This window comes from Ralstonia sp. RRA, from assembly GCF_037023145.1.
GTDB lineage: Bacteria > Pseudomonadota > Gammaproteobacteria > Burkholderiales > Burkholderiaceae > Ralstonia.
Genome location: NZ_CP146094.1, coordinates 16,071 through 40,712 on the forward strand (window position 1 = coordinate 16,071; position 24,642 = coordinate 40,712).

Genomic DNA, 24,642 nt, shown 5'->3' on the forward strand with positions numbered 1-24,642 from the left:
GTTCGCTACTTGTGGGCACCGGACTGTTGAAGTGCGGCCAATTCGGAGAGCTTCGCCAGAATCTGCATATTCGTGATGTTCAGTTGATCCAGCTTCTTCTCAATACGCTCGCTGTCACTTTCGACAACGTACTGCCACGTCCCTGGGGCGCCTTTGGCGGAGCCAAAACACTGCATCATTCGACCGTTGGCGTCGGTACTGATGCTGCCGGCAGAAATCGGGCCCGATGCAAGGTCGCAATGACTTCCCTGAATAGGGACTTGCTTAATCGCCATCGCTGCGCCGGCCGCATTGGCGACGTTGATGCTTTGACCGCCCTGTGTTGTGGCTGTCGGTGTGCCAATGGCATTGATGGCCTTGGCTTCCAGATGTGCCGATTGGGTGGCCGTTTCGGCTTGCGCGGTTGCGGCACAAACAGCAATTGCGATCAACAGGAGTTGCTTCATTTTCTTGTCCCTTGTGAAGGTGTGTGTGATAGAGCTGAACGACCCACAGTTCTCTTGCATGGCGACTCGGGTTCTACTTCTTTTGTCAGCGGCGGAAGACGTGATACCTGGCGGCCGTAACGCAGGCCACAACCACTGAAACTGCACACATGCCCAATGCGAGCCTGTAAAGGGCGCGCGCCTCAACCAGCACCTGTATCGCCTTTTCATTGACCCCGCTTTCAGCGATGCGTACCAAGTCATCGAGGCTAATGGCACTCATCAGTGCCCAGATCAAGAGGGCAGCGCCGAATACCCATCCAGAGACAAAAACCATCGCCGTGAAGGCGATCTTCTCTGACGGCAAGCGCCGTTTCTCTCTTCTAGCCCTGGAACGCTCTCTGTTGGGCCCGATCGTGCGGCTTCCATCGGGGCCAAAGGTCTCGATCTCGACATGGGGTCGAGGTTGTGGTTGTAGATTCCCCATACTGCTCCCAGTCCTATGCGTTGCGAAAAAGAGCCTTCAAGCCGTGTACCAGCAACCGGTTGCGAATCGCGGCGCAACGGGCGCGCGACAGCGGCGTCAGTCGTTCGTCGTCCGCAAGGCGCATGAACCCGTCGAGGGTTCCATATGAAGCCAACACTGCCATGTTCAGCTTCAAGTGGCCCGTCTCGCGCAGCTCGACCAGGGCGGGGACTAGGGCCTCAAGTTGGTCGTCGATTTCCGCGAGGTGATCCAAGCTGTCGCCAACATGCGCGCTCATCTGGCGAAGAAGCTCCGCCAGCGTGTCCTCCGAGGCGCAGGCCAAGGGATTGAAAGCGATCGAAGGCTGGTTGCGGAGAACTTTGAACTGCATTGTCATTTTTCCTGCTAGCCAGCGCGGTTCGCCCGGGTGGTTGAAGTTCGCACCGTCGCGACAGCGGCGGTCGGGAGCAGTGAGCCGGCTCGGCGCACCGCAACCTTCACTTTCCGCGAGCCGTGGCGTCGCATGCGCTCTAACTGACGTAGCGCGCGATGTTCGAAAATCAGCACCATCGAGTGGCCCTTGTCAAAGGTGAAGACCTTTCCGCCACGGGCGCGAATCTTTTGCGCCATCACTTTTTGAATTACGGTCATGTTGTCGCCTTGCTCTTCCCTTTTTCCCGATCTGGTCGCAGATGGGTCCTAGGACCAGGAGCGCCGAATGATTGCTCGTCGCTTTCCTTAGATTGCTTGCAGCTCACTGCGATTCCGGCCATTTGAGCCCCCAGGCCTGGCAGATTGCGAGAAGGCGTGCGTTGCCGTCAGGGACCAACTTATAGAGGTCCGCTTTACCCCACCGTAGCGCGTCCAAGCACAACAGCATGTCATCACTGATAGTCACCTCCACGGCACGGAGATCGAACGGGTCCAGCGGGAAGGCCTGACCATCGAATGTCGATGCAAGGAAGCGCGCTACGGTGTGGACCTGCCCAGCGCTGCTGCTTTCGGCCAAACGCATCAGTCGGTCATACGCTTGGGCGGCCGATGCCTGAACCTTGCTTGCGCGCTCCGCCCATTCACGTTCCTGCCTGTCCAGCTCTTCAAAATTCATGGCTACCTTTTTCTGGTTAAGACCGCGGGACCCGCCCATGCCGATCGACAATTTCGATATCACGCGTATCGCCCTTAAGTCGGAAGCAAAATCCGACTCGCCAGTCCAGCGACGGACCAAACGCGTCGATCCAATTGCTTGCCCCCTCTTTCGATCGGAAGCCACGTCCGAAGTGCGTAATCCCACCTTGACGGACAAACCAACGGCACCTCTTCTGTACCGGAATGGCTTCGATATTCTGCATAGGCATCGCTATTTTCCGAAGGCTAGTGCTTCAACGCAATCTTTGCGTTTCGATTGCTAAGGCCTCTTTCGATCTCCGTGATGCTCGCCTTGCGCAACGCACTGGTGTCTGATCGTGCCGTAAAGACAGTCTGATAGATGGCAGTACCAGCGTCGGCAGTACGACCCATCGTTACCTCGTGGGCAGCCGCGTCTGCGTCATGATGGCTTTGGTCGTTTTTCATGTTCCTTGCCAAATAGCTCGGCTACCGGCCGGTTTGGAGCTGCTGCAGACAATACTTCCGTTCAATTGCGCGCTCCCACAGCAATTCAACAACGATGATCGCAGCGGCGACCGGGACGCCTATCCACCACGACAACCCGACGTATTTGCAAGAACCCAATACGGTGAGCGCGGCCACCATAGCGACTACATTCACGACCATCGTCCAGCCAGGCAGATGCACCTTCTCTTGTCCTTTTGGCACGTCTGAATGTTCTTGCCCGCGTGTCAACGGAACGAAGAACAAACTCCAGACGATGTAGGACATAAGTGCGATGCATCCAAGAGCTGCACCAACGAACCAAATGTCGCCAGCGTTTTGGGATAGGTTGTTTAGCGGGTTAATTGGCATGGCTTTTCCGTGGTCAGTTCGAGCCTGGCTCGTGGCCCAGACTGAACCTATCGTCTTCAGCGTTTTGGATAACCTTCGACTTCCACCAAACCCTCACGGAAAACCGCAAAGTGCTACCTTCGTCATCGATCATCATCTGATAACCAATGACTTCAAAGTCTTCCCCTTTGCACTCGGGGAGATCGTGCTCGACTTTCGCATTGAAACGTTTGTTGGCCGCGTCCGGCTCGATCTCGAGTCCGCCAAGCCCATGGATATGTGCAACCGGAACTCCAACCAGCCGCAATTTCTCGTAGGTGTCGAGCACTGCATGCTGAATGTCGATTCCATTAAAACTCTCGGGTGCACTGCCACCAAGAATTTCTCCGCGAGGTACGCGGCCGCCGAATGTGCAATCTCCGAACGCAGAAGCCTTCGCCCGACTCTGTGGCGCGGTACCAGCCACGATCAGCGCTTTCCAGGCCTCGCTAAAGCGCGTATCAAGCAATGCAAGATCTCGCTTCAGAACTGAGTCGGCTTTTTCTCGGCCCTTAGCGAGATTCCGAGTCGCCTCGCCTGCATCCTTCTCAAGAACTGACAGGCTCTGGGCATGGGCGGCGTGTGCGCGCTCCCTCAAACAGGCAATTTGATCGTCAACCATTCCGTATTCTCCGATTTCCCCATCAATCCCTCTCTCTTGCCGCCATGCGGGATTCCACTGCTCGCTTGGCTGTCTCGCGCGTCTTGAAATGGCGGGCCGACTGTTCGCTGACATGCGTGGATTGGTCGGAGACATCCCACAACTGACCATTGCACCAGCTAGCCGACCAACCGCCGGCTCCCAACCGTCGGATCTGGACGACGAGGCTTCCGTCAGCGTGCCCTGCCGATCCATTCGGTGCGTCTGTCCACTGAATCATGGCGACAGCCTTCCCTAACCGCTATTCGGCGAAAACTTCCTGCAAAGTCTGCAGGGCGCTCAACATCGTTTTATCGGCAACAACGCCCTCTTTCTTAACGAGGCGCACCTTATCCACAGCGCGTATCTGGTCCAGCAGGATCAGTCCACTCTTGCGCAGGAAGGTGATCGGTACACGGAACGGTGCGGGGCGGCCTTTGCTAGTCATCGGGGCAACGATGACAGTGCGCAGGTGATCGTGCATCTCGGGAGGCGAGACGACCACACACGGACGGGTCTTTTGGATCTCACTTCCTTTTGTCGGATCCAGGGCGACGAGCCAGATATCTCCGCGCGCTACCACGTCAGCTCCGCGTCATCTGCGTTGGAGAATTCGCCCATCACGAGCACATCATCATCAGCTGCAGCGACAGCGTGGCTGGCCTCGGCCCACCCCTCGCGCGGCTTCTTCTTCGGCTTGCGAATCACCAAAGCATCGTCCTCCACTGCCATGTCCACTTCATCCTCCAAACCCAGCTGGGCAAGAATGGGCTTGGGGATCAAGACCCCCTGTGAATTGCCCATCCTGCGAATCGTTGCTTTCATAATCCCACCGTAAGCACAATGTTATTCCATTGCCAAGGGTATGGCAACACAATGTTATTACACCGTTTCCGCCTTGTCTGCACCGCCCTTATTGGCATCGCATCCAGCGCAAGCGGCATGCAGATCTCGCAGCGATACCTCCGCGTATGGCTCGATATGCACCTCCTCGCCATGCGGGGCGGAGTCCGAAATGTTTCGCTGGTATGCCCGCTAAAGAGCATGGCGCCAAACAGAAAGCTTGCGCTATGCCGTCACAGCTCGTGTGGCATGCTGGCACCCAAAACCGGAATCAGGAGGCGGCATGACGGCAAGTGACGACGATTGGAGTGGCGCGGCGTACGCGCAAGACAGCCGTGGTGGAGACACTTTGGCAGCGCACCTACAGGCGGCCGGAATTCTTCCCCCTGGGCACGTCATCGTGAACGTGCAGATCTACCTGAGAGCAACCGTAGCGCCTGACGGCGTCGAAGGGCCTTACCTTACCGTCATGATGTTTGACGCATCAGGGAGCCGCGATCCGGCGGCGGCTTATCGTCAGGCAATCGCGGATGGTCAACGGATCTTCCCGATCAAGCACGTCCAGGTGAACGACGCGATGATCGAAGTGTTCAGCGACCTAATGCTCGATCTCACGCCTCGCGGCTTCGATGTTCCCCCTCAGGCGCCGCAAACGATGGTCTACAAGGCTTAGAACAGTTCACCGCTTTGCGTAGCGGCGTCTAGCTCGGGTTTTGCGCCGCGCGGTGCGCGCGGTGCCGGAGCTGTATCCATCAACTCCGCCGGGTACAGCGTCAAAAAGCTGCGCGCCGCCTCAGGATCTCGGCAGTGCAGCCAGTCGTCCCAGCGATTGCGCGGCACGATAACGACACTGCGCTTTTCTTTCCCGGGTGCGTGCATGCGGCGCATGATCGGATGCTCGTCAGCGTTGACCGTCAGCATCGTGAAACTGTTGCTTGCCGGCGTATTGTCGGCCACGCGCCCCTCCCAGGAACGCCATAGCCCTGCGATCGCAAAATCCGCCTCGTCCTTGAGCCAGATTCGGTACCGCGTGCTCTTCTTTGGATCGGCCTCGTAGCAGGGCTCAAACAGGGATTGTGCGGGGACCAAACATAGTTGTGCAGCATGCCAATACTTCGCGAAAGTCCGTTTCTGCCCGACAGTTTCCGAACGCGCGTTCGTTGTATCGAAGCTCACTCCGGCGGGCTGGCGACGTTTCGGCACGAACCCGAAGTTGGCCAGCACGCATTCACGCCCGCCGTCGGCCGTGTTGCGCACTATCGGCGCGGCATAGTCTGGCCAAGTCTCGCGCGGATACTCGTCCTCGCCGGCAGAGTCCACACGATACAGGCTACGAATAAGGTCGATCTCTGACGGCTTGTAGTTGTTGCACATTGAGCGCGCTCCCGTTTGCGTCGATGTCGTACGACGCATTGCTGGCAGATGCTGATCTTAAGCTGGCACAGCATAGCGCCAGCCCCGGGCCTGCTATGTGAAACTTGTCGTGGTTCGTCCGTATGGGCGACTGTCGCGTCCCCGCTAATCGCGGCGGAACACCCGTTGATTGCGCTTCTTGGTGCTGTAACGATAACGCCGCTTTTCCTTGATGATGTGCAGCGACGGCAGATTTTCCTGAAGGCACACCTCGCCGTCGAGCACCCGCTCCAGCTCGTCCAACACATAGTCGAAGCCACCCGGAATGAGTTGGTCTTTCAGGCCACGCGCACGGGCCACAGCGCCGGCGGTTTTCACCACGACGTGTAGGCAGTAAATCTCCCACACCAGACGGCGGACACCCACCGTCGGGTTATCGGCGTAGATGGCGCGGATTTCGGCCTGGGTAAGTGGCGGATAGCGCTTCCGCTCGGGATTCTGCATTTCCATGTACCTGTATATTTATGTGGGGTATCCACTTAGCTCCACCAGCACAGGATAACTGGATGGATATACAGTATTCGTATGCTACACCGTCTCGACCCGGTTCACTACATCCGCATACGTCACAGGGCCGGTAACGACCGCTTGCTGAAGCAGCCGATAGAACAAGAGACCGCGCGAGCCCGAGGTGCGGCGATTGAAGCGGAACACGAACTCATCCAGGTAGGCGTCCAGATGTTCGGGCTGAACCGAGCCGTGATGCGTGCCGAGAATCCAGCGTTTGACCAGTGAAGCAACCCGATGAACGCCAGCCATCGAAACGTGAGCTGGCACCTCGGCACCCAGCATCACATTGCGCTGGTGTTCGTAACCCAGCTTGCTCAATGTCCGGTAGGCTGCTGACCCGTCAGTTCTGACTTGGGCGCCAGGCTCAATCGACGCCTGTATGAACGGGATGACGCATTCGGCGCCATCGTTCTGGATGCGCTGCAAGCGTATCCGGCCGAAGCCCTTGGGCTGAAGCATTTCGACCGCAAGGATGACCAGCACTTTGCTCGTGCGGTTCTTGCGGTTGATGGCCGAGATAGGGGCCTCTCGGTCCGTGATGGCCAGGTAGGTCTCGTCAACCTCTACACACCCCTTCAGGCGTTCGCGGTCCGGTCGCACCATAGCGCGGCGAAACCGGTGCAGCATCGTCCAAGCGGTCTGGTAGCTTCCCAGGCCTAGCACCCGTTGCAAACCAAGGGCGCTGACGCCTTGCTTTTGATTGGTCAGATACCACGCACCAGCCAGCCACACACGTAGCGGGGTACGGGTCTTGTCGAATATCGTGCCAGCGGTCACCGTCGTTTGGTGAGCGCAACTGCGACACATCAGGCGCGTGCGGCTCGACCGATAAGGCTCGGCCGCTACGCCGCAATCAGGGCAAACGAACCCCTGCGGCCACCGCAATCCCTCCAGGTAGGACAGGCAAGCCTCTTCCGTCCCGAACCGGTCCAGAAACTCGTTCCAGTTACGGGGGTAGTCCTTCCCCGGTTCTGGGGGTAATATCTGCTTTACCTGTATATCCATCCAGTGATTCTGGCATGGCTGGAGCTAAGTGGATAGCCCTTATATTTATACAGTATCGGGGCGACACCCTGGCCGGTCAATGCCTGGCTGATACGCGTGCCCGACGGAGCACATAGGATCGTGTAATCCGACCTCCGCCCGTTGGCCACGCAGACGCGGAGGAACGTTGGGCCCGCCGGGTTAAGCCCAGCAGTGGCGAGAACAATCGTGGGACCAAAAAAAAAAGCCCCAGCCGCCCCCAACATCGGGGAAGGCTGGGGCTGGTAGCCAAATCGAACTTCGATCAGGCTACGCCGCTTTCGGCAGTGGCGAATATCCCATCCGCGTCCAAACTTCGTCATCCACCGGGATCGGGGCAACTCGCCCTGATACCAAGTTGACGAAATTGCCGTGGAAAGACAACTTGCCATTGCGAAACATCTGCCAGAGAAGCTCTGACGCCCAACCTACGATCATCCGGTTGATGAACAGGTTCTGCCGCTCAAGCGCCTCGGCCATCGAGCACGACGGTTGGTCGTCCTCAGGAAGGGTCGTATCGGCAATCTCGGGGAACAGGTCAACCGCGTGAGGCAGTCTGTCCTGGCGCCCATGTCCTTTGCAGAACTCTCCCACGACAACCTGACCGCTCGCCGCGTTGTTGCCGAGGTCCATGTAGTACCCCTGCTTAAACGACTTGGCGATAAGGTTTCGTGCACGCCGCGAATCCACACAGGAAATCACCATGTCGGTCTTGAAGATGTCGACGTTGTACCCGTCAAACATCACCGGCATCGACCTCCACTGAGTACCAAACCCCATGTTGATTCGCTGAATCATAACGTCGGTCTTGAAGTGTCCGACGTCGCAGGGGTAAAAGCCCTGCCTGCCCACATTGGACGGCGAAACCGTATCACCGTCGATTGCCGTGACTTCGAGTCCTGGATGACCAAGCTCGCCGATCGCGTAGTTCAGCGTGGCCAGCGCAGCGAGCATCGCACTACCATTCCCGCCGGCACCGACCACAACGATCTGAACCTTTCTCGATAGGAATTCCGAACGCACCATGTGATCACGCTGCATGACGCACCTCCTCAAGCGAGAACTGCTCGCTCACGGGGATCGTGATGCCGAGAGCGCACAGGCGCGCGGCAACGTCGAACTCCGAGAGATCGCATCGGTGGCAAAGACCATATACCACCGAAAACTTGACCTCGCCTCGATCGTCCTTGTTGTCCGTCGAACTGAAGTACGCCGGCGAACTACCATGGCTGTGCAGGTCTACGACAAGGTGCTCACCGGGCTCGAGCTGCGGGCGTTCTACGACAACCTCCGCCGAAGATGCCTTCCGCTCGACCAGCGGCCGATATCGAAACTTTCGGGTGTGCTCACTCCATGTGATCCACGCCGCGGTCTCAATTTCGCCTGCCTTGCTGGCCTGCTCCGCAAACTGCCAAAGCAGATCGCGGGGCACCTGGCCACACAGCAACTCGAACGTTTCCGACACCTCCCCATAGGGAAGCACCAACCCGCTCTCGTTCTTCATGGCCAGCTTGCGCATATACAGCCACGGGCGACGGACTTCGAGCGCCAAGCCGTTGCTACCGACCAGGAACCGATGCCCAACGCCTGCGAGCCGCTCGAAATCGGCGAATTTCGACATGGGAAGCGTCGGAAACTGTGATTGAAGGAACATGTCACGAGAATCCATCACTCGTCCCCCCGAACCAGCTTGTCGAACATCTGACCCAGCGTAGCGCCAGCTGACTTGAGCACGCGCGTCGGAAAGGCTTGATGCTTGCCTTCCAGCAACTCCTTCCAGAGGACAAACGGGTTGGCCCCCTTCTTCAGCAGCTGATCCTGCGGCACATTCGGGTGGGTAAACCACGTTCCGAAAAACGCGTCTTCCCACTGCTCGATTGGGGCATTCACTCGCTGCTTAGGCAGATCGATATTCCCGACGCAGATGCGCCCCGCCTCCCACACGTTGAAGAAAGGGCTGCGCAGCAGCCGAGTCTTCTCAGTCGGCCTCGCCTTACCTGCATAAGCGAAGACGAACCAGGCGTCATTCTTCACGAAGAAGACGAGGCCCGGTAATGGACACCTTCCAGCTTTGTCACCGTCGAAGCTCTTATTCCGAAACGCCACGTGGCGCGTCTCTGGACGGGTGTACCAGACCATATAGTCCGGCCCCCTACCAAGGACACGCTGGTGGAACAAGGAACGCGAGCTCGAGCGATCGGCGAACTGGTCGAGCGCTTCAATCAATGCCGCCTTACTAGCCGGCTGCCCGGGTGCAATCACTGCGTTGTCACCGTCGATCCGTACAGGATTGATAGTCACAAGGCCTTGGCGGCCGTCCGCGGAACTGCCCGAGTACATGAGGATGGCGTGGTCCAAACGCAGCGACCCGCCAACACCTCCAACTTGGGTATTGATCATGTCAATTTCCATATTCAACGGGATCCGTCATCGACTGCAGCAGGCGATCAGTCGCGCGCAGCAATTTCAATTTCGCATCCCAGGTTCTCAAGGTGCCTCGCAGTTGTGCGGGGCTCTCACAGGACAGCACTTCAGATCCGAGTCCGTACGACCAGCCCTCGCCACCCGAAGTGAGCAAGTTTGCGTAGTCGTCCCAAACCCGAAAAATGTTGTCCCGCTTACCGTCGTATTGCGCTTCCGGGTGATCCCATGCCAGGGAGAACACTGGGTACATCGACGTGAAGTCGGTTCCCCACATGTTCGGCCAAGCTGCTTTCTTGGGCCGGCGCGCCTTGACCAAAGCGACAAGGTCAGCGAGCAGTGGCGGCAGAACTTCATGCCGCGCTGCCACTTCCTGCACGAAGCGATCCATCTCCTTGGTGCAGGGCATCTTCAGAAGATCCGGCATCGGGCAATCCCTTCGGAAAGCCCGTGGCGTGTAACTGAAGAACGCATCAGAACCATCCTCGTTCTCCGGTTCACCTCCCTCTTCCTCCAGCTCGTCGTCCGAGTAGCACTCTTCCCATCCATACGTGCATGAGCCCGTGTTGGACAGAATGTGCTTGTGATCGAACGTCCAGCCGATTTGATGACCAGCGGCAGAGAGAATCGTGGTTGCCGCGAGCCCCAGCCCATCAGCGATCGCATTCATCGCTTCAAAGCCACGGCGCAGGCTACGAAAGTTAGGACCGCACCGGCCGATCTCCACAAAAACGGCAAGACCGTCCGATTCCTCCTCCATAGGCTCAGCGATCGCCCCACTGTCATAGAGATCGCTGACCGTGGTGAAGACCAGATCGAGGTCGATGACCTCAACCCCGGCGGTACGCTCAGCGAACCATCGGGACATTGCCTTTTCGAAAACCTGACCTGGCGAATACCAGCTACGCAGGTCAGAAGATCGAATCATCTTGCAAGCATTCAACGATTGAACCGCGTCTAGCCACTGCGGCCCCCGATGCCCGCCAAACTCGACCGGAACATCGCTATGTAGCCGCGGTAGTCTCAGCCAAGAATGGGAAGATCCAGGGGCGCGGGGCAAAATCGGCCGGCTGGCTGATCCCGCTTGGACTGGGCGATCATCGCCATCAAAATGCACACGCATTGGGATACCTCCTCAGGTGGTACGGGCACGGGTGCAGCAGACCCCGAAGGTTCTGCCGCGCCCATCACCTTTTCCACCGATGAGCCTTCAGCCTGGGCAAACCAGGCGTCAAACGTCATCGGCTTCATGGTTCAGCCCTTTTGTCCCACCTTGCGGCGGACGTTGTACACAACGGTGCCATCCTCCCGCACGTCCCCTTGTTCGATTTCCGCCGTTGCAATGTCCGGATGCGCCATGGAAAGCACATCACGGACTTGTTCGAGCGTGAGCGAGGGGCCCGGGTCGGCGAACTGAGTGCCGTGGTACATGAAGACGCGCTTCAGCGTTTGGACTGTGAGTGCCATGGTTGGTCCTCCTTAGCCCACCAACGGCGTGCCGCCGAACAGGCCGCCGGTAGCGTTGGACTGGTTGGTAGCAGCGTCATCAGACTGAACACCGGCAGTGGTAGCACCAGCCGATTCTTCAGAGCTCTCATCGTCATCCTCGGCGCCGATCAAGTCGCCAGCGGAAACGATGCCCGAATCAGCCTTAGGCGCCGGCTTGGCGACACCCTTGGCCTTATCGACAGCCTTCCCCTTCGCCACATTGAGTGCGGCGCTGGTTTGGGCAAGTTGATCGACAAGCGACTGACGTTGCTCCGTGAACTCCGAGAGGCAACGGACGAACTCGAGATCGAGCTCCTCCGGGGTACCCGTCAGCACCAGCGGCGTCAGCAGCCCGCTCTCGCTGGCATCCTTCTGATCCGACTTTGGCATTGCGGCCACCGTCAGTTTTCCGGACTTGTCAGCGACGATCGAGAACATCAACCGGCCGCCCGATTGCTGGGCGAGCGACTGCAGCTGTTTGAACAGCGTGGACATATAAACTCCTTGGGATGCATGTGCGAATTCCGCCTCTCGGTAGAGGGGAAACCCGCGAACGGAAATAGAAAATGCTGGCCACCAGAACGGTGGACAGCGACAGGAACCACGGCTGCTTAGTTCAGCAGCATGACGGCAGGAATCTTGCCGTTGAAATCGAAATCCGACGTCGCCAGAAGCCCCTTGATCATCTCGTCTCGCTTGCCCGACATGATCTTGGAGAACTTCTTGTCGAGGTGCTGTTTCAGGCCGATCTCTTGGCACAGGCTTTCGATCTCCGCCTTCGTCATCACCTCCATCAGACCCGAGCAGACTTTCCAGTGACTGGCGAAGTCCACACCGAGGAACGATGCAAGCGCCTTCACCTCGGACATCTGGATCTTATCGACGACCGACCAGGCGACCATGTCCAGCAGGCGGCCGCGCGGCGTCTCATCGAGGCCTTGTACAACGTCCAGGCTGTCTTTCAGCTTGACGCCGTTACCAACCTTACCCCCGCTCGCCTTGCGAACCTGCTCAGCGAGAGCGCTGTCGTCGATATGACGCAGCAGCCCTTGCGCGGCGAGAGTGATGATGAGCACGTCCGTTTTGGCCGAGCTGCGCAGAATCACGGTGCGCACGACCTCCCGCCAGGTCTTCTCGCGATATTCCTTCACGCGAGGCGACACTGCCGAGATACTCGGTTTGGCACCCGTCTTCCCTTTCTGGGCGGCGCTGCTGCCAGCACCCGATTTCCCGGATGTCGACGCAGAACCCTTGCCCGGGCCGGTCGAAACCGGAGCGAGCGTGGCCAGATAGGCCTTGTTCTTTTCCTTGTTGCATGCAACGTCCATGCAATAGTTCGGGAACGTCTGGCCAACCTTGCCGGGCACCGCAGAGATCAGGGCACCGAAGTTCGCACACCCCTTGCAGGCATCTGCCTGTTCGGCGCCGACGCCCGTGTCGCCGTCCGCCTTGAGGGCGATTACCGTCTGGTTGTCGCCGGGGCGGACCACCTGGATGCGTTGATACTGCCCTTCCAGGCTCTTTTTCACGGATTCGATCAGCGCTTCGTTCTTCGCATCGAAGCACGATTTCTTCGTGCAGCGACCATCGTCGATAGCCTCCGCAAAAAGCGCGCGCTGATTGGCCGAATTGTGATGGCAGGAAACGCACTCGCTCTTGTCAAAGCGCGCGTTGTCGAGCCGCAAAGCCTGCGCTGCCAGCTCAGTCCTCAGATCGGGGACCGAGACTTTCTTCTCGATGATGAGCGGAAGAATCTGGGCCTGTACGTTCTTCGGAACGGCTGCGAGCAGCTCAGCATGACCGAGCAGGATCTTGCGCTCATTCAACGCGTCCTGAACAGCGGGGATGCAGTTTTGCAGCGCGAGGCGGCTTTCCAGCTTGGGCATTGACCACCCGAGCCGCTTCGCCACCTCATTGCGATCACCACCGTAGAGGCCCATCGCCGTAACCGCGGCACCCGATTCTTCGGTGGCCGACATACCTTCGCGCTGGATATTTTCAGCGGCGGCAGCGGCAGCGGCCTCCGCATCGGTCATCTCCCGCGAGAAAGCTGGGATTACCCCGTCGGGCCCATACGCTTCGTGCGCGCCACGTAGGCGACGTTCGCCTGCGATGAGTTCGAGGTACCCATCCTTCGGACGGACCAAGATGGGCTGCAGAATGCCCTGAGACTTGATGGACTGAACCAACTCAGCCATCGCCTGCGGCTCAAAGAACTGACGTGGGTTATAGACCACGCGAACATCGCCGATGCGGGCAAAGATGAAGTTCGCGCCCCCCGGAGCCAGTTCCCAGTTAACTGCTTGTGCCCTGTCTTCCGGCATAACAGCGCCTGCGTCTGGCAAGGGTGCAGTGGGGACCAGAGAGGTCTCGGTTGAGAGTTGCATGGATTCTCCTGAAGTACAGAGGCAGAATCCATGCCCCGCGTGGGATCATGAATCCCACCAGGGTTGAAAGTGTCGACTTGTCGTCGTTTGGCTAGTTGCGCCCAGCTGCGCATTCTGACGGGACCATTGCTGCTTCCCGCCAAGAAATTAGACCGATTTTAGGGCAAAAAACTCGTTTACGGCAACAGATGGCCGAAAAGGCTAGCGGTGTCGCACAACGCCAGCACCGCTACTCCTGCGATGGCCAGATATGGCCCGAAAGGGGTCTCCCTGCGACCAGCGCCCCGAGCCATCAAGCTCACTCCCGCCACTAGAGCGAAAAGCAGCAAGGCCGTCGTCAAGACGGCCAACAGCGCCGGCGCACCGCTCCAGGCACCGATGGCGGCAAACATCTTGAAGTCGCCTTTGTACATACCGGACTGTCCAGCGGTAAGCTGGAAAAGTAAGTTCAGCCCCCAAAGTGCACTGTAGCCAGTGACAGCACCAATCACGGCTGACTGCAACGGGACGAATGTGCCCGCACAATTGGCCAGCAGCCCACCCCACAGCAGCGGTAACACTATGACGTCTGGAATGATTTGATGCTCTGCATCGACTAGCGCGCAGGTCGCGAGCATGGCTGCATACAGGACAAAAAGTCCGATAGTCGCCGGCGAATCCCATCGCCATGCTGCTAGCAGGCCTGCACCTGCGAGGAGAGTGCAGCAGACTACAAAGGTGGACCAAGAAGCCCACGTACTCGGAGGTTTCATGCGGGAGAGCGCCGCCAGAAATACACCCAGCCCCTCCCCAACGCCGTCTTCGTCGACACTCCATTGCGCTTCGAGGAATCGTGGAATCCATCCCGCCAATGCAATGCTGCAGCCGCCGGCCACCAGGCCCAAAATAGTGGCCCCCAAAACGACTGGAACTTCCATCCGGATCCTCGCCTACTAGCTCAATGCTCCGCGAGCAAGAACCCTTCTGGCATGCTCGCAAAAAAGTCTGAAACTTCCGCTTCTTCAGCTTCGATATGGCACCGGTACATACCAGCATCGTGCTGTAGAGTGATTTGGCCACGTCTGCAGCGCATTCGGTTGGCCATCTCGCCTTGCCGGATGCGCAGCGCGTAACTTTCGCGCCCGCCCTTTTCGATCACACGGAGCGCCAGTTCGCCTTCGACCGATTCGGCCATGAGAATCTTGTCGTCGGCCAGCAGAAGATGACCGGGCATGGTGGGTCGGATTGGCGTCGAACCGACCTTGAATCGCTTCTGGATCTGCATCTAGCTCCCTTGGTTTTGGAACAGCTTACGCCGCCGACGCCAAGATACCAGCCCTACTGGTGCCCCCAAACAAAGCGTGCCCGAAGGCCAGCCCACCAACGGCCAATTCGCCGCGAAAGGTCATTGGCGGCGATGATTGCCACCGTCGCAACAGTCAACAACCCGGTAACCAGTATCAGGCCACTTGTTACGGCATTCGGCGCGAGCTCCAACGCAGCAAAGGCGAACGCAAGTGTCGCCAAGCACGCCCAAACCGCCAGCGTGAAAAGCCCGTCTCGCTGGGTCTTGACCAGATCCTCCAACACAACCCGGTCAAGCACGGTGATTCCACCTGTGGACTGCTGGGGAAACGCCTTTCTGACTTCACGCGCCAAGAAGTCAGCGCTGGGATTGGCTCCATCCTCCCACGTGAGGCGAGCTTTGATGCCCTCGACTGCGGCACGGGCGTCTGCAATCGCCTTCGCCCGGGTCTCTTCGCGAATGTATTTTGGCCAGTCGTCACGGACAGTCGCCTCAATCACATCCGGGACCTCCCCTTCCCAGTAGAACTCATAGAAGAGTTGGAGGAGCGTGAGGAACGGCGTTCCATGGTAGCCACGGTAGCCCCCGTAACTGAGACACGCCCAGTGAGCGAGCTCATGCAGGAAGAACTCGTCAGTCGGTACCTCATGGAAAGCGGCCACGCGGAAACGGTCACGCCGGCGCCAGTCGCCGACCACGATCTTGCTCAAGAGAGATACTTTTTTGGCTAGGCGCAGTTCCGGCGCCCTCTTGATACCGAGTTCAAGGCAGATGGCTTCGTACCGCTCGCGTGCCGCGGCAAAGTTGTCTGGCTCGATAGCACCGGACGCAACGGCGCCCCATTCAACTAGTCGTCCGAATAGCATGTCAGTTCAGCGCAGGCTTGTACGAGCAAATGAAGTTGTGCATCAGGGCGAAGCCCTCGACATCGCCATCGAAGTAAATGTGGCCCCCGCTAATACTTCGCACGGTGACCTCACCGCCCAACTCCCCGTCTGTGCACTCGTAGGTGCGATCCACGACCACGTCTGCTGCCGTCATAGCCATGTGACTCCTCCCACCACCATATTGAATATTTCGGGTATCCGGGTCTCGTGGTTGATATCAACGTTGAGACGTCACCTTGTCTTCCCGATTTCCAAACGCCTAGTCGATATCAGCGTGCCGCTTATTCGTCCACAATCCGGATGCGATCTGATTCCATTCAAAGAGGTCAACCGCATTGATCCGCATCGCCCATCCTGAGTATCGGCCGTAAGCCGGATGCTCGGGAGTAGTCCATTCCCATTCGTTCGTCGTGACATGGACGCCGAGCCGATTCATGGCCTCGCGTTGCCCGTCGTGCCCGGTGTGAATTAGCGGGAAGTCGTCGGGGAAGTTAGCGAGTGCTGCGCGTAGCTCGCCGACGGTGCGCGCGTAGGTGCTCTGCCAATAGCGCCTCGAGAGCTCTTGGTCTGGCGATAGCGGGCGAGGCCCGCCAAAAAACCGGTAGATCGTGTCTAGGGATTCGAACGTGCTGAACTCCACGTGCCCGGGAAGCTTGCACCGCTCGACGGCGGGTTGAACGTTGAATGCGACCAAAGACTTGTCGCCGCGAATCAGGTCGACGGCCGCCTGATAGTCGCCGTCGTAGCTAGCCGTCACCAAATACGGCAAGTCTTGCCCGCCGACTTCATCATCGGCGTCAGTGTCGTAAATCTCTATTAACTTTAGCAGTGAGGAACCCGTGGTTGCATTCATGCTTTTCGACTCCAATCAGGTCATCCCTGGTTATCGGTTGCGGAAACTAAATTGCATTTCGTGGTTGATATCAACCGAGGGCCCATGCGCCGTACCTGTGAGCCAATCAATAGTTGTTTAGCGATTGCCTAAAGGTGCACCGCCGCCCTGTTGCGCAGAGAGCGCACGAAGCTCTTCGGCGACGCTCTCGCAGGATTTCGGCGTGATGCGCCGTCCTTTGGCTACGATCTCCGCGTACTCAGCAGAGAATCGGATGTCGTCGGGGACGTTCCCGCCAACGGTGAGACTGAACGCCGAATCGCCGATTGCCGTGTACACAATCGGCAAGTTCATGACGGTGGCCACCTTGCGGTTGACGAGCTGCGGCGACATCTCGACTTCAGGCAAAGTCTTGCCAGCTTTGGCATTGATGAGGCAGGCGGCCATGTAGGCTGAATAGAACTGCTGACGAAGGAGGCCGCCCGCTTGCGCTGGTAGCGTCGACTTCGCGCCAATCTTTACCTCCGGTTGAGGGGCGTCTCCACCCGCGACCGCCGCAACAGAAGAAGAGTCGCTTTTGGTGTCAACGGGCGCTCCGGACGGAAATTCGATGTCGGGGTGAGTACCGGTGTACGTGGTCCAAGCCACTAGGATCACCACAGCCACCATGAGCACGCGCAACGGTAGATTCACGTCGAATGAACGACCGAATAGGGTCATCCTTGTCGGATCAGAAGCTGGGAAATCGTCTTCCAGGTCCATCATGTAGGTTTGCGCGCCACGAAGATTCAGGGTGGAGATCAGGTTTGCGACCGATTCCCCCGCTCGCGCGCAGTTCAGCCAACCTAATCTTGGATAGTTCAATTATCTGGTCGCGTTGGCTCGCCAACCACTCGTAAAGAGCCCGCATCCCGGCCCTCTTTCGGTCCCAATAACGTCGATTCCACTGGCGAGGCACAGCAACGAAACTCGATTTCCTGGTAGGAAATTGCTGGTATACTCGACCTCGATCCTTGATCCGGTAGCTGGACCGTACCTAGCCCTTTCTAGGCGCACCTTGCGCCACTTTCCCTTCGGGGGGACATCACGCTCCCCTCAAGGGGCATGGTGTCTTCCATCAATCAGGAGACATCAATGAACCATTTCATCGACTGCATGGAGCAGTACTGGGCGTCCTACAAGGATCTCATGCTGCAGCAGGCTCGCGACCGTCTGGAGCTTGACCATCGCTACAAGGTAGAACTGGCAATGGCCAGCGACGCCGCTCACGCGAGCCCCTCTTCCGAGTACGTAACACGTGCCGCGGAGGACGGGATCGAGTCAGCGGCCTGGCGGCTTATTCAAGAGTTGCTCGCCCATGCAGTCCGGGAGTTTTCTCCAAACCCAGCGACACCTTTAGAGCTGCACAGCAAAGAACTGATCGATGAACTTGGGTATCGGGCAAAGCCCGGATCCTTTAGCCCAAGCGGCCTGTGGAGCGCACTCGAGGCGAAGTACAGGGATGGCATCGGTCACACACTCGCCTACAAGAAACGCGGCGAATCGCTTGGGAAGTACTTCTCTCTCTCCGCGGGGGACGACGTACTCACCAAGAATGGCTGCATTCAGCTCACGCGGGATATTCGCTACGTGGACAAGTCCTACAGCGTGCCGGTGCTCGGTCATGCCGAGAGCGAAACACTCCGGCTGGAAGTGCTCCCAGCGCTTGCTAGCTTTGCAATTTGGGCGGGCAAACCTGGATTGGCAGAGGACATCGCCAAATTGGTACCGCATTTCAGCTACCCAGCTGGCGTTAAGTCCCGTGAGGCTTTCAAACTTGGCTCCGCGCAGGAAGGTCGAATCAAGCTCGTGACCTACCAAACGTCATTCGAGTGGATGTTCGAGCGCCCTGTTGCAGAACCGCTTGCCCTCTTCCTGGGCGAGTTCTATTTCGCGCCGCTACAAACGGCAGATTGAGTCCGGGTAGGACGCTTCTACCAGACACTGCAAGGTGCATTGCACCGTAACCCTAGAGGGACACATGCGCCCTTGGGGGGCCGTGTGTTTCTCCCAAAACCGCTGGAGAAAAACATGGAAGTTCGTGAACTGATCGATGCCACCCAGAAGTACTGGGAAGAAGTTGCTCAAACAATTCTGGGGCATGGAAAGGAAATCACTCGTCTGCGCAAAGTCGAAACTGCGATGTTCGGAAGCGAACGCTTCATGACCGCTCTTCCGGAGTACGACGAGATCGACCAACGCAAGCATCTGCGTAAAGCCGCAACCGGGCTGATGCAAAGGCTGACTCAAGTCGCGATCAACGAGTACTCTCCGAGTTCCTCGTCTCGACTCGAAATCAACTGGAGCGAAATCGCTGAAGCTGTTGGTTTTTCCGATGAGAAGCGGACGGAGTTCGATGCACACGTCTTCTGGCAGGAACTTGAGAAGCGGTACGGTGGAGGCAATGGCGCAAAGAATGCGTACCAGCAAGCCTCTTCTGTCCTTATCGATGAGTTCCGCATCAAGCCAGAGACGGGCGTCGAGCGCCGCAGAGGCGGGATCGTTCTCAATCTCGACATTCGTGCCACGCAGAAGTACAGCACTCGCTACACCATCGACTGGGGTAACGCCCAACGGCTGACTCGTACGCTGATTGCCCTGAAGTCGTTTGCTTCTTGGGGCGACATGTTTGCGCTTCAGCACGGCATGAGTACGTTCCTGAACGTGTGGTCACAACGTGGTGATCAGGTGCACTCGCGCGAGGCATTTACCTACGGCAACGTCGAAGGTGGCCAAATCAAAATAACCACCTTCTACAACCGGTTCGAGTTTGCATTCGATGCTAAGGCGTCCGAGAAGCTGCAACTCTTCCTCGGTGAGTTCGGCTTTACGCCGGTATCGGAGGCAGCATGAGCTGGGCAAGCAGCTTGCTCGAGATCCGATCAAAAGGATCAATGACGGCAAAAGCGGGCTCACTTGCCGGGCTTCACGAAGCTCGACAAGTCCACCAAAGTCAGTTCTTCACCACTGTGGCACTGTCGCAGTTCTGTTGGCGCCTTGTGGAACCGTCGATGAACAGGATCGCGGAAGAAGAAGGCATTGCTGAAGGAAAGGCGCTGAAGCTGAGCGTGCTCGACAACAGCGTCGGCAGCGGGCGATTGCTGCACTGGGCAAACCCTGAAATCCACTCGCTGTACGGGGTGGACGTCGATGAGGGTTGTATTGCAGCGCTAGGAGAGGCTGCAAGGGAGGCAGGGTTCACGTATGAATTCATCCATACAGGAATGGAATCGATCCGGCCGAAAGATTTTGACGTTTGCCTGATCAATCCGCCCTTCTCTATCAACCTTCAGAGCCCGTTCCTGGCGCCATACGAGTGCACTTCGTACGGGGCCTTTGGCCCCAGCACGAGCGCGCGCAGTGATGAGTATGCACTTTACCAAGCGCTTAGCGCGGCAAAGTGGGTTGTCGCGATACTGCCAACGACACTGGCCGACGAGGTCTACCTCAAATCGGTCAATGAGCACTCCAAGCATCAGTTCCGACGACTGCTGGCGATGTACGACATGCCGCAAGACGTTTTCCGGGAGGAAAACGCAACTGTTCGCGTGACCGTGGCACTGTTTGACACGGCCTTTCACGCAATGCCCGCCACACGGCAACGCGTAACTGACCTTAGCGCAGCTGTGGAGGCTCCAAGCTTGTTTGGAGGCATCCGCCGCGAGCCTCGGCTCAAGCACTTGGAATCGGAGAAATCGGGGCCTGCTATCAGCCGGCCCGTCACAGGCGATCCCGCTGTTCGGGTGTGCCATGACGGCCGTTGGATCAAGCTGAAGTTCAGGTGTGGGCTGACAGAAGCACTCGTGCTGAACGCGGTATACCAAGACCGCATCGGCGCCCACAGGCCCCACGAGGAACACCGATATCCGCGCGAAGTGAAATACGTTGGTCAAGGTGTCCTGGACCTGCAGATCCATCTAGCACAGCCGGATCCGATGAAGAGCTTTTGGGACTTCATCGCAGTCATTGGACGTGCGGGCGGTACTCCGGTAGTCGATGCCGGCTTGCTTCGCTACCTGCGGAGTCAGATCAAGGTGACGGCGACGCAGAAGACGCCTTTCCGACATACAGTGCTGATGCCTGGCACGGGTTCCGACACTGAGGGGCCGATGCAGGGAACCGCCAAGAAGGATCATCTGGTCGATCCTACGAAATGGGGATCTGCAGTGATCAAAGCCGGTACCACGGTCAGCTTCGTGGAGGTCGAGCACGGCAGGCATCGTTTCGAGTACCAAGGGAAGCAATACGTCCTGCCATACGAGGACATCTTGGCGCGCTTCGATTTGATCCAGAAGGAGGCGGCATCAGAATGGAAAGAGGTCTACCCAGGCCTCGCCGTTCAGAATCCGGAGCTTGCTGCAGTCTGGCGGGCTCGGATCCGCTCTCTCGGGATCGATACCTGGCTGACTCGCGGATATCAGGTCGACGACCTGGTGGAACTGGCACTGAAGCGGGGCGGCGTGGTTGCCTGGGCTATGGCTCTAGGCAAAGCTCGCGCAGCGCTGGCGATTGCCTTGCTTCTTGGGGGCAAACATTCGCTGGTCGTTCTCAAGGCGGCCTTGGTCGACGAGATGCTGATCGAGATCCGCAAGATTTGCCTTGATGGCGAACTCTGGCAGGTGATCGAGACGCCGGCGCATCTGCAGTCCCTGCGTCGGATCAACATCATTTCGGTGGATCGGCTGAAAGCTCCCATTACTCCAGAGCGGCCGCGCATGACGTACGCCAAGAAGTTGAGGCGACGCGTCGGCACGATTATTCCCGACGAGGCTCATTTTCTCGGGAACATCGATACCGATCAAACCGGCGCCGTTTGGCAGGTGTCGGCGAAGCGCAAGTTCCCACTCACCGGTACGCCGGCGGGCAACTATCCGCGCGACTGTCACGGTCTATTGGCATTCGCAGGGGGAGATGGAACAGCGGCCCAGCCGTACGGGTATCGCCGGTACTACCTTGACCCCAGTCTGCGCCACTCCATGGCACTGGCTGAGCGAGGTATTGATCGCGTGTTGAACACGTTCTGTGAGTTTGTCTGGGTCACCCGCGAGTTCGAAGATGAACTCAAGGGTGCAAAGCGCGAAGTACCCCGGATCGCCAACCTAGCTGAATACCGCAGGATGTTGGCACCGTGGATCAAGCGCCGCGTGGCCAAGGAACCCGACGTAGCTTCGTGCGTCTCGATTCCTGAGCCGACACCAGAGACACACCTGATTGAATTCGACATGGACCATCTTCTGCATTACCTGGTCGTGTCGGAGGACTTCTCCAAGTGGTATCTGGAAGGTCTTGACGAAGGGAAGCGAAACAACCTCGTCACCATTCTTGCTCGCATCAAGGCTGTGGAGATTGCCAACAATTTCCCGCAGCATCCGAAGGCGACCAAGGGGTATGCACCTCTGACGAGCAAGCAACGCTTCTGTATCGACAAGATTGAAGAGCTCGTGGATCTGCGTAGGCGGCCAATAATGTTCACCGGCTACCCCGGGAATGCAGAACTGGTTGCACGCCACTTAGCCAAGCGCCACATCGATTCAGTGGTGATCCACGGCGGCAAGACGATCAAACGTCGGAACGCCGAGTTCGAGGAGCGATTTCGGAAAGGAACAGTTCCGGTTGCTTTGGTGACATACGGCAGTATCGGGGAAGGCACCAACATCCCTCAATGCAGTGACGTGCTACTGGCTGACAAAAGCTGGTCCGCACGAAAGGAGAGTCAGGCGATCGCCCGGGCGCTGCGCGACGAGAACGAGTGGGATGAAGTGAAGGTGCACCACGCCATCACCGAACACTCAATCGATTCGTATATGCAACAAGTAGTGTCCTATAAGGCCGACAGCTTCAACGCCGGCTTCGATTGGGGCACGCCGACCACGTTCGATCAGGAATTCCTGCACATGGACGTGATCTTCCGGCGATTCTGCAGTGACCTGTCCAAGCTAGTGGGCGTTCACGCGCTCGATCTACGCAAGTATCTCGAAAAGGAGGTGTCGCATGCTCAGCAACGCATCGCGGCTTAAGCCGATTCTCCCCACGGTCTCAATCGGGAGCGAATCGGTTGTGATCCGGAGACCCGGTCAGTCCCAGCCCGTTGTCGCCAACATTCTTGGCACATTCAAGGATGGGAACGGCCAGGTGAGCCGGGTTGTACTCGATCGGCTGGTCCACCGGCTAGCCGAGAGCGAGTACGAAGGTTGGCGGTGCTCCGGTGCAGTGGTAACAGAGCTACACCGCGCGCAGGAAGCCGACGACTAGCAACAGCAGAAGCGCAACGCCCCGGGGACATCCCTGGGGCGTTTTTTTTGGGCGAGCGAAACTACAGCTCAGATTGCCGCGAAAGCAGCAAAGCGCTGGGGAGGGAAAACATCTGGAAGTGGGGGGGACTGCAGGTAGGAGGAGAGGAGGTTTCAATTGTGCTGGGAAGGACACCACCATCCCGCAAGCGGGATGGTGGAGACCTGAACGGCACTGGCCAACAGATCAGGCCACGGAAACGGTCACCCATTTGCCGTTGACCTTGATATCAGTCAGCACAGAACCATTGAGCCGGTAGACGCGGCGCGAATCCGTTGTCGAAATCACGTGCCTGCGGCTTTGAGCCTCGAACGAGGTGTACATGGTGGAACTCCTTTCGGTTGAAGGGAGCGCCACTGCCCCTACCGGGACAATGGAGCCCCGGATGGGAACGACGTACATCAGCGCAAAGCGAGTGTTGCAACCTGCGTGATCTTGCCCAGAATCCTCTTGTAGAAGGGTTCGGACTTGATAAACGGCGCGGTGTAGACCCACTTGCCAGTTTCAGCCAGTTGAAGGTGACGCTCGCGCGCCTCAGCAACCGGTTCTCGGAACATCTGCTCGGCCATCTTCGGTGCAACGATGACCTTCGTCTTCGTTGCAGTCGTTGGGGCCGGTTGGAACCCGAGATAACGGATCCACGAAAACCGCAACTGCTTGCGATCTTCAATGGAATCCACGAAGGCGACGACAGTCGCACCTTTGATCGTGGTGTGGAAGACCTGCAGTCGACGGATCAAATCCGCGTCATGCGTGGACTCCAGGCACCACTCGACAATCACCCCTGCCTGCTCATCCGAGCTAACGAAATTGCGGTACCCATAAGGAGCACCGCTGGATGTCATCGTCCATACGCGCTTTTCGCCTGATTCCAGAGCCTGACGAACGACAAAGGAAACCAAGCGAGTGCGGAGCAATTTCTGAAACATGTGGTTCTCCAAAGGAAACTTGGAGCCACCACGTCTCCCCAGGGGAAAAAGTGGCGCCCCGGGGGTGACAGACACACAATGGATGTGCGAGAAGACGATGCCAAACCGCGCAAATGCGATCGGACATCAAACAGGTGAAGAAGGCAGGTTGACATGCTCCCGAAAAAGGGAAAGGCAAGTCGCAACTACCAAATGGCTAGATCGCGGCCCAGCTACCGGACGCCGTGACACAAAGGTCAGGGAGGCGTCGGAGTGAAACAAAAGCACGCCAATTTTACCTCGATGCGCTTCCAGATGGGAAGTGGAAACGCTAGATCGTCAACACGACTGGATGCACCTCCCCGGCCCGAAAAAGAAAACCGCTCGACGTGGGGACGTCGAACGGTTCTAAGGCGAAAACTTGGGACTACTCTACTTCCGGTGGCGAGATCAGACCAAGGTCGATGCCTTCCTTGATGATGGCAACGATGGCTTGATCTTCCGCGCCACCCTCCTTGCGCCACTCTTGCCATTGCTGCTGCCATTCTGCCTTCTGCGCGTCGGTTGCCGTTGCGAAAGCTGGATTGCAGTCGGCTGCCAAGAAAGGCGGATGATTCTCGAGCAGAGCCACACTCGGCACCTCCAAATAGCGAACATCGAAATGCTCCTCATCGGTGGTGCTGTGGGTCGTGTAAGAGTACCTACACGCACCCTGGTCGAAGTCATCGTCCTCGTAGGCGTGGTAGACGGTCACGTCCCGGTGCGTCAGAAACACTAGGGGCTTAACCCAGACTGTACTTG

The 24,642-nt window shown here is 58.0% G+C and carries 33 protein-coding genes; 4 read left to right on the top strand and 29 right to left on the bottom strand.

Annotated features, from left to right (window positions below; all coding sequences use genetic code 11):
- Positions 1 to 5 precede the first annotated feature (5 nt).
- The 9 genes from V6657_RS29145 to V6657_RS29185 all read right to left on the bottom strand — a co-directional run bounded on the left by V6657_RS29145 (position 6) and on the right by V6657_RS29185 (position 4,339).
- On the bottom strand, positions 6 to 446 hold the full coding sequence (locus V6657_RS29145; protein WP_024979640.1) for a hypothetical protein: 441 nt from the start codon (positions 444 to 446) through the stop codon (positions 6 to 8).
- An 85-nt stretch (positions 447 to 531) separates the two neighbouring features.
- Complete coding sequence (locus tag V6657_RS29150; protein ID WP_048932975.1) at positions 532 to 792, bottom strand: hypothetical protein; 261 nt, start codon at positions 790 to 792, stop codon at positions 532 to 534.
- Positions 793 to 925: 133 nt separating this feature from the next.
- On the bottom strand, positions 926 to 1,282 hold the full coding sequence (locus V6657_RS29155; protein WP_024979638.1) for a hypothetical protein: 357 nt from the start codon (positions 1,280 to 1,282) through the stop codon (positions 926 to 928).
- A 14-nt stretch (positions 1,283 to 1,296) separates the two neighbouring features.
- The gene (locus tag V6657_RS29160) at positions 1,297 to 1,542 is read right to left on the bottom strand and encodes a hypothetical protein (protein ID WP_024979637.1); all 246 of its coding nucleotides are present in this window, start codon (positions 1,540 to 1,542) and stop codon (positions 1,297 to 1,299) included.
- A 103-nt stretch (positions 1,543 to 1,645) separates the two neighbouring features.
- The gene (locus tag V6657_RS29165) at positions 1,646 to 1,999 is read right to left on the bottom strand and encodes a hypothetical protein (RefSeq protein ID WP_024979636.1); all 354 of its coding nucleotides are present in this window, start codon (positions 1,997 to 1,999) and stop codon (positions 1,646 to 1,648) included.
- A 488-nt stretch (positions 2,000 to 2,487) separates the two neighbouring features.
- A complete protein-coding gene (locus V6657_RS29170; RefSeq protein WP_231973463.1) occupies positions 2,488 to 2,772 on the bottom strand; it encodes a hypothetical protein in 285 nt (94 codons plus the stop codon).
- A 97-nt stretch (positions 2,773 to 2,869) separates the two neighbouring features.
- The gene (locus tag V6657_RS29175) at positions 2,870 to 3,496 is read right to left on the bottom strand and encodes a hypothetical protein (protein WP_024979633.1); all 627 of its coding nucleotides are present in this window, start codon (positions 3,494 to 3,496) and stop codon (positions 2,870 to 2,872) included.
- Positions 3,497 to 3,776: 280 nt separating this feature from the next.
- Positions 3,777 to 4,097 carry a type II toxin-antitoxin system PemK/MazF family toxin gene (locus tag V6657_RS29180; RefSeq protein WP_024979632.1) on the bottom strand — a complete coding sequence of 107 codons (321 nt, stop codon included), beginning with the start codon at positions 4,095 to 4,097 and terminating at the stop codon, positions 3,777 to 3,779.
- Entirely contained in the window at positions 4,091 to 4,339 is a 249-nt protein-coding gene (locus tag V6657_RS29185) for an AbrB/MazE/SpoVT family DNA-binding domain-containing protein (protein WP_024979631.1), read from the bottom strand. Before V6657_RS29185 ends, V6657_RS29180 begins: the two co-directional genes overlap by 7 nt.
- A gap of 301 nt (positions 4,340 to 4,640) precedes the next feature.
- On the opposite strand from V6657_RS29185, the gene V6657_RS29190 reads away from it, so the two are divergent.
- Positions 4,641 to 5,030, top strand: a complete 390-nt coding sequence (locus V6657_RS29190) for a hypothetical protein (protein WP_024979630.1) — start codon at positions 4,641 to 4,643, stop codon at positions 5,028 to 5,030.
- Here the strand turns inward: V6657_RS29190 and V6657_RS29195 are convergent.
- From V6657_RS29195 to V6657_RS29275, 17 genes are all read right to left on the bottom strand, one after another.
- Entirely contained in the window at positions 5,027 to 5,731 is a 705-nt protein-coding gene (locus tag V6657_RS29195) for an SOS response-associated peptidase family protein (protein ID WP_024979629.1), read from the bottom strand. The genes V6657_RS29190 and V6657_RS29195 overlap by 4 nt on opposite strands.
- Before the next feature lie 144 nt (positions 5,732 to 5,875).
- Complete coding sequence (locus tag V6657_RS29200; RefSeq protein WP_152543766.1) at positions 5,876 to 6,214, bottom strand: hypothetical protein; 339 nt, start codon at positions 6,212 to 6,214, stop codon at positions 5,876 to 5,878.
- A gap of 84 nt (positions 6,215 to 6,298) precedes the next feature.
- On the bottom strand, positions 6,299 to 7,285 hold the full coding sequence (locus tag V6657_RS29205) for an IS1595-like element ISRama1 family transposase (protein WP_024542051.1): 987 nt from the start codon (positions 7,283 to 7,285) through the stop codon (positions 6,299 to 6,301).
- A gap of 288 nt (positions 7,286 to 7,573) precedes the next feature.
- A complete protein-coding gene (locus V6657_RS29210; protein WP_024979627.1) occupies positions 7,574 to 8,344 on the bottom strand; it encodes a PRTRC system ThiF family protein in 771 nt (256 codons plus the stop codon).
- A complete protein-coding gene (locus V6657_RS29215; RefSeq protein ID WP_231973465.1) occupies positions 8,334 to 8,924 on the bottom strand; it encodes a PRTRC system protein A in 591 nt (196 codons plus the stop codon). The genes V6657_RS29210 and V6657_RS29215 overlap by 11 nt, the downstream gene beginning before the upstream one ends.
- 47 nt (positions 8,925 to 8,971) lie before the next feature.
- A complete protein-coding gene (locus tag V6657_RS29220; protein WP_231973466.1) occupies positions 8,972 to 9,703 on the bottom strand; it encodes a PRTRC system protein B in 732 nt (243 codons plus the stop codon).
- Between the two features lies 1 nt (position 9,704).
- On the bottom strand, positions 9,705 to 10,592 hold the full coding sequence (locus V6657_RS29225) for a hypothetical protein (RefSeq protein WP_231973468.1): 888 nt from the start codon (positions 10,590 to 10,592) through the stop codon (positions 9,705 to 9,707).
- Positions 10,593 to 10,747: 155 nt separating this feature from the next.
- Positions 10,748 to 10,975 (bottom strand): hypothetical protein, encoded by a 228-nt coding sequence (locus tag V6657_RS29230; protein WP_162634492.1) that lies wholly within the window; start codon positions 10,973 to 10,975, stop codon positions 10,748 to 10,750.
- Positions 10,976 to 10,978: 3 nt separating this feature from the next.
- Positions 10,979 to 11,191: a PRTRC system protein C gene (locus tag V6657_RS29235; protein WP_024979623.1), complete on the bottom strand. Its 213-nt coding sequence runs from the start codon at positions 11,189 to 11,191 to the stop codon at positions 10,979 to 10,981.
- A 12-nt stretch (positions 11,192 to 11,203) separates the two neighbouring features.
- A complete protein-coding gene (locus V6657_RS29240; RefSeq protein ID WP_024979622.1) occupies positions 11,204 to 11,707 on the bottom strand; it encodes a PRTRC system protein E in 504 nt (167 codons plus the stop codon).
- A gap of 116 nt (positions 11,708 to 11,823) precedes the next feature.
- Positions 11,824 to 13,599, bottom strand: coding sequence for a PRTRC system ParB family protein (locus V6657_RS29245; RefSeq protein ID WP_024979621.1), 1,776 nt, complete (start codon positions 13,597 to 13,599; stop codon positions 11,824 to 11,826).
- Positions 13,600 to 13,775: 176 nt separating this feature from the next.
- Complete coding sequence (locus V6657_RS29250; RefSeq protein WP_024979620.1) at positions 13,776 to 14,516, bottom strand: A24 family peptidase; 741 nt, start codon at positions 14,514 to 14,516, stop codon at positions 13,776 to 13,778.
- A 20-nt stretch (positions 14,517 to 14,536) separates the two neighbouring features.
- Positions 14,537 to 14,863 carry a hypothetical protein gene (locus tag V6657_RS29255; RefSeq protein WP_024979619.1) on the bottom strand — a complete coding sequence of 109 codons (327 nt, stop codon included), beginning with the start codon at positions 14,861 to 14,863 and terminating at the stop codon, positions 14,537 to 14,539.
- Positions 14,864 to 14,916: 53 nt separating this feature from the next.
- Entirely contained in the window at positions 14,917 to 15,750 is an 834-nt protein-coding gene (locus V6657_RS29260; RefSeq protein WP_024979618.1) for a hypothetical protein, read from the bottom strand.
- A 1-nt stretch (position 15,751) separates the two neighbouring features.
- The gene (locus V6657_RS29265; protein ID WP_024979617.1) at positions 15,752 to 15,931 is read right to left on the bottom strand and encodes a hypothetical protein; all 180 of its coding nucleotides are present in this window, start codon (positions 15,929 to 15,931) and stop codon (positions 15,752 to 15,754) included.
- Positions 15,932 to 16,030: 99 nt separating this feature from the next.
- Complete coding sequence (locus V6657_RS29270) at positions 16,031 to 16,624, bottom strand: hypothetical protein (protein ID WP_024979616.1); 594 nt, start codon at positions 16,622 to 16,624, stop codon at positions 16,031 to 16,033.
- A gap of 117 nt (positions 16,625 to 16,741) precedes the next feature.
- Entirely contained in the window at positions 16,742 to 17,368 is a 627-nt protein-coding gene (locus V6657_RS29275) for a hypothetical protein (RefSeq protein ID WP_231973470.1), read from the bottom strand.
- Between the two features lie 369 nt (positions 17,369 to 17,737).
- Here V6657_RS29275 and V6657_RS29280 point away from each other — a divergent pair, with 369 nt between their 5' ends.
- From V6657_RS29280 to V6657_RS29290, 3 genes are all read left to right on the top strand, one after another.
- On the top strand, positions 17,738 to 18,559 hold the full coding sequence (locus V6657_RS29280) for a hypothetical protein (protein ID WP_024979615.1): 822 nt from the start codon (positions 17,738 to 17,740) through the stop codon (positions 18,557 to 18,559).
- A 114-nt stretch (positions 18,560 to 18,673) separates the two neighbouring features.
- Positions 18,674 to 19,495, top strand: coding sequence for a hypothetical protein (locus tag V6657_RS29285; protein WP_024979614.1), 822 nt, complete (start codon positions 18,674 to 18,676; stop codon positions 19,493 to 19,495).
- Positions 19,492 to 22,659 (top strand): helicase-related protein, encoded by a 3,168-nt coding sequence (locus tag V6657_RS29290; RefSeq protein WP_024979613.1) that lies wholly within the window; start codon positions 19,492 to 19,494, stop codon positions 22,657 to 22,659. The genes V6657_RS29285 and V6657_RS29290 overlap by 4 nt, the downstream gene beginning before the upstream one ends.
- A gap of 460 nt (positions 22,660 to 23,119) precedes the next feature.
- Here V6657_RS29290 and V6657_RS29295 read toward each other — a convergent pair whose 3' ends face one another.
- From V6657_RS29295 to V6657_RS29305, 3 genes are all read right to left on the bottom strand, one after another.
- A complete protein-coding gene (locus tag V6657_RS29295) occupies positions 23,120 to 23,257 on the bottom strand; it encodes a hypothetical protein (RefSeq protein WP_182557887.1) in 138 nt (45 codons plus the stop codon).
- Between the two features lie 77 nt (positions 23,258 to 23,334).
- Complete coding sequence (locus V6657_RS29300) at positions 23,335 to 23,862, bottom strand: hypothetical protein (RefSeq protein WP_024979611.1); 528 nt, start codon at positions 23,860 to 23,862, stop codon at positions 23,335 to 23,337.
- Between the two features lie 406 nt (positions 23,863 to 24,268).
- Positions 24,269 to 24,595: a hypothetical protein gene (locus V6657_RS29305; RefSeq protein WP_231973472.1), complete on the bottom strand. Its 327-nt coding sequence runs from the start codon at positions 24,593 to 24,595 to the stop codon at positions 24,269 to 24,271.
- Positions 24,596 to 24,642: the final 47 nt, after the last annotated feature.

Coding starts and splice junctions, on each gene's coding strand:
- V6657_RS29145 (WP_024979640.1), bottom strand. CDS start 446: ATGAAGCAACTCCTGTTGATCGCAATTGCTGTTTGTGCCGCAACCGCG.
- V6657_RS29155 (WP_024979638.1), bottom strand. CDS start 1,282: ATGCAGTTCAAAGTTCTCCGCAACCAGCCTTCGATCGCTTTCAATCCC.
- V6657_RS29160 (WP_024979637.1), bottom strand. CDS start 1,542: ATGACCGTAATTCAAAAAGTGATGGCGCAAAAGATTCGCGCCCGTGGC.
- V6657_RS29165 (WP_024979636.1), bottom strand. CDS start 1,999: ATGAATTTTGAAGAGCTGGACAGGCAGGAACGTGAATGGGCGGAGCGC.
- V6657_RS29170 (WP_231973463.1), bottom strand. CDS start 2,772: ATGTCCTACATCGTCTGGAGTTTGTTCTTCGTTCCGTTGACACGCGGG.
- V6657_RS29175 (WP_024979633.1), bottom strand. CDS start 3,496: ATGGTTGACGATCAAATTGCCTGTTTGAGGGAGCGCGCACACGCCGCC.
- V6657_RS29185 (WP_024979631.1), bottom strand. CDS start 4,339: ATGAAAGCAACGATTCGCAGGATGGGCAATTCACAGGGGGTCTTGATC.
- V6657_RS29190 (WP_024979630.1), top strand. CDS start 4,641: ATGACGGCAAGTGACGACGATTGGAGTGGCGCGGCGTACGCGCAAGAC.
- V6657_RS29195 (WP_024979629.1), bottom strand. CDS start 5,731: ATGTGCAACAACTACAAGCCGTCAGAGATCGACCTTATTCGTAGCCTG.
- V6657_RS29200 (WP_152543766.1), bottom strand. CDS start 6,214: ATGCAGAATCCCGAGCGGAAGCGCTATCCGCCACTTACCCAGGCCGAA.
- V6657_RS29205 (WP_024542051.1), bottom strand. CDS start 7,285: ATGGATATACAGGTAAAGCAGATATTACCCCCAGAACCGGGGAAGGAC.
- V6657_RS29210 (WP_024979627.1), bottom strand. CDS start 8,344: ATGCAGCGTGATCACATGGTGCGTTCGGAATTCCTATCGAGAAAGGTT.
- V6657_RS29215 (WP_231973465.1), bottom strand. CDS start 8,924: ATGTCGAAATTCGCCGATTTCGAGCGGCTCGCAGGCGTTGGGCATCGG.
- V6657_RS29220 (WP_231973466.1), bottom strand. CDS start 9,703: ATGATCAATACCCAAGTTGGAGGTGTTGGCGGGTCGCTGCGTTTGGAC.
- V6657_RS29225 (WP_231973468.1), bottom strand. CDS start 10,592: ATGTCCCGATGGTTCGCTGAGCGTACCGCCGGGGTTGAGGTCATCGAC.
- V6657_RS29230 (WP_162634492.1), bottom strand. CDS start 10,975: ATGAAGCCGATGACGTTTGACGCCTGGTTTGCCCAGGCTGAAGGCTCA.
- V6657_RS29235 (WP_024979623.1), bottom strand. CDS start 11,191: ATGGCACTCACAGTCCAAACGCTGAAGCGCGTCTTCATGTACCACGGC.
- V6657_RS29240 (WP_024979622.1), bottom strand. CDS start 11,707: ATGTCCACGCTGTTCAAACAGCTGCAGTCGCTCGCCCAGCAATCGGGC.
- V6657_RS29245 (WP_024979621.1), bottom strand. CDS start 13,599: ATGCAACTCTCAACCGAGACCTCTCTGGTCCCCACTGCACCCTTGCCA.
- V6657_RS29250 (WP_024979620.1), bottom strand. CDS start 14,516: ATGGAAGTTCCAGTCGTTTTGGGGGCCACTATTTTGGGCCTGGTGGCC.
- V6657_RS29255 (WP_024979619.1), bottom strand. CDS start 14,863: ATGCAGATCCAGAAGCGATTCAAGGTCGGTTCGACGCCAATCCGACCC.
- V6657_RS29260 (WP_024979618.1), bottom strand. CDS start 15,750: ATGCTATTCGGACGACTAGTTGAATGGGGCGCCGTTGCGTCCGGTGCT.
- V6657_RS29265 (WP_024979617.1), bottom strand. CDS start 15,931: ATGGCTATGACGGCAGCAGACGTGGTCGTGGATCGCACCTACGAGTGC.
- V6657_RS29270 (WP_024979616.1), bottom strand. CDS start 16,624: ATGAATGCAACCACGGGTTCCTCACTGCTAAAGTTAATAGAGATTTAC.
- V6657_RS29275 (WP_231973470.1), bottom strand. CDS start 17,368: ATGATGGACCTGGAAGACGATTTCCCAGCTTCTGATCCGACAAGGATG.
- V6657_RS29280 (WP_024979615.1), top strand. CDS start 17,738: ATGAACCATTTCATCGACTGCATGGAGCAGTACTGGGCGTCCTACAAG.
- V6657_RS29285 (WP_024979614.1), top strand. CDS start 18,674: ATGGAAGTTCGTGAACTGATCGATGCCACCCAGAAGTACTGGGAAGAA.
- V6657_RS29290 (WP_024979613.1), top strand. CDS start 19,492: ATGAGCTGGGCAAGCAGCTTGCTCGAGATCCGATCAAAAGGATCAATG.
- V6657_RS29295 (WP_182557887.1), bottom strand. CDS start 23,257: ATGTACACCTCGTTCGAGGCTCAAAGCCGCAGGCACGTGATTTCGACA.
- V6657_RS29300 (WP_024979611.1), bottom strand. CDS start 23,862: ATGTTTCAGAAATTGCTCCGCACTCGCTTGGTTTCCTTTGTCGTTCGT.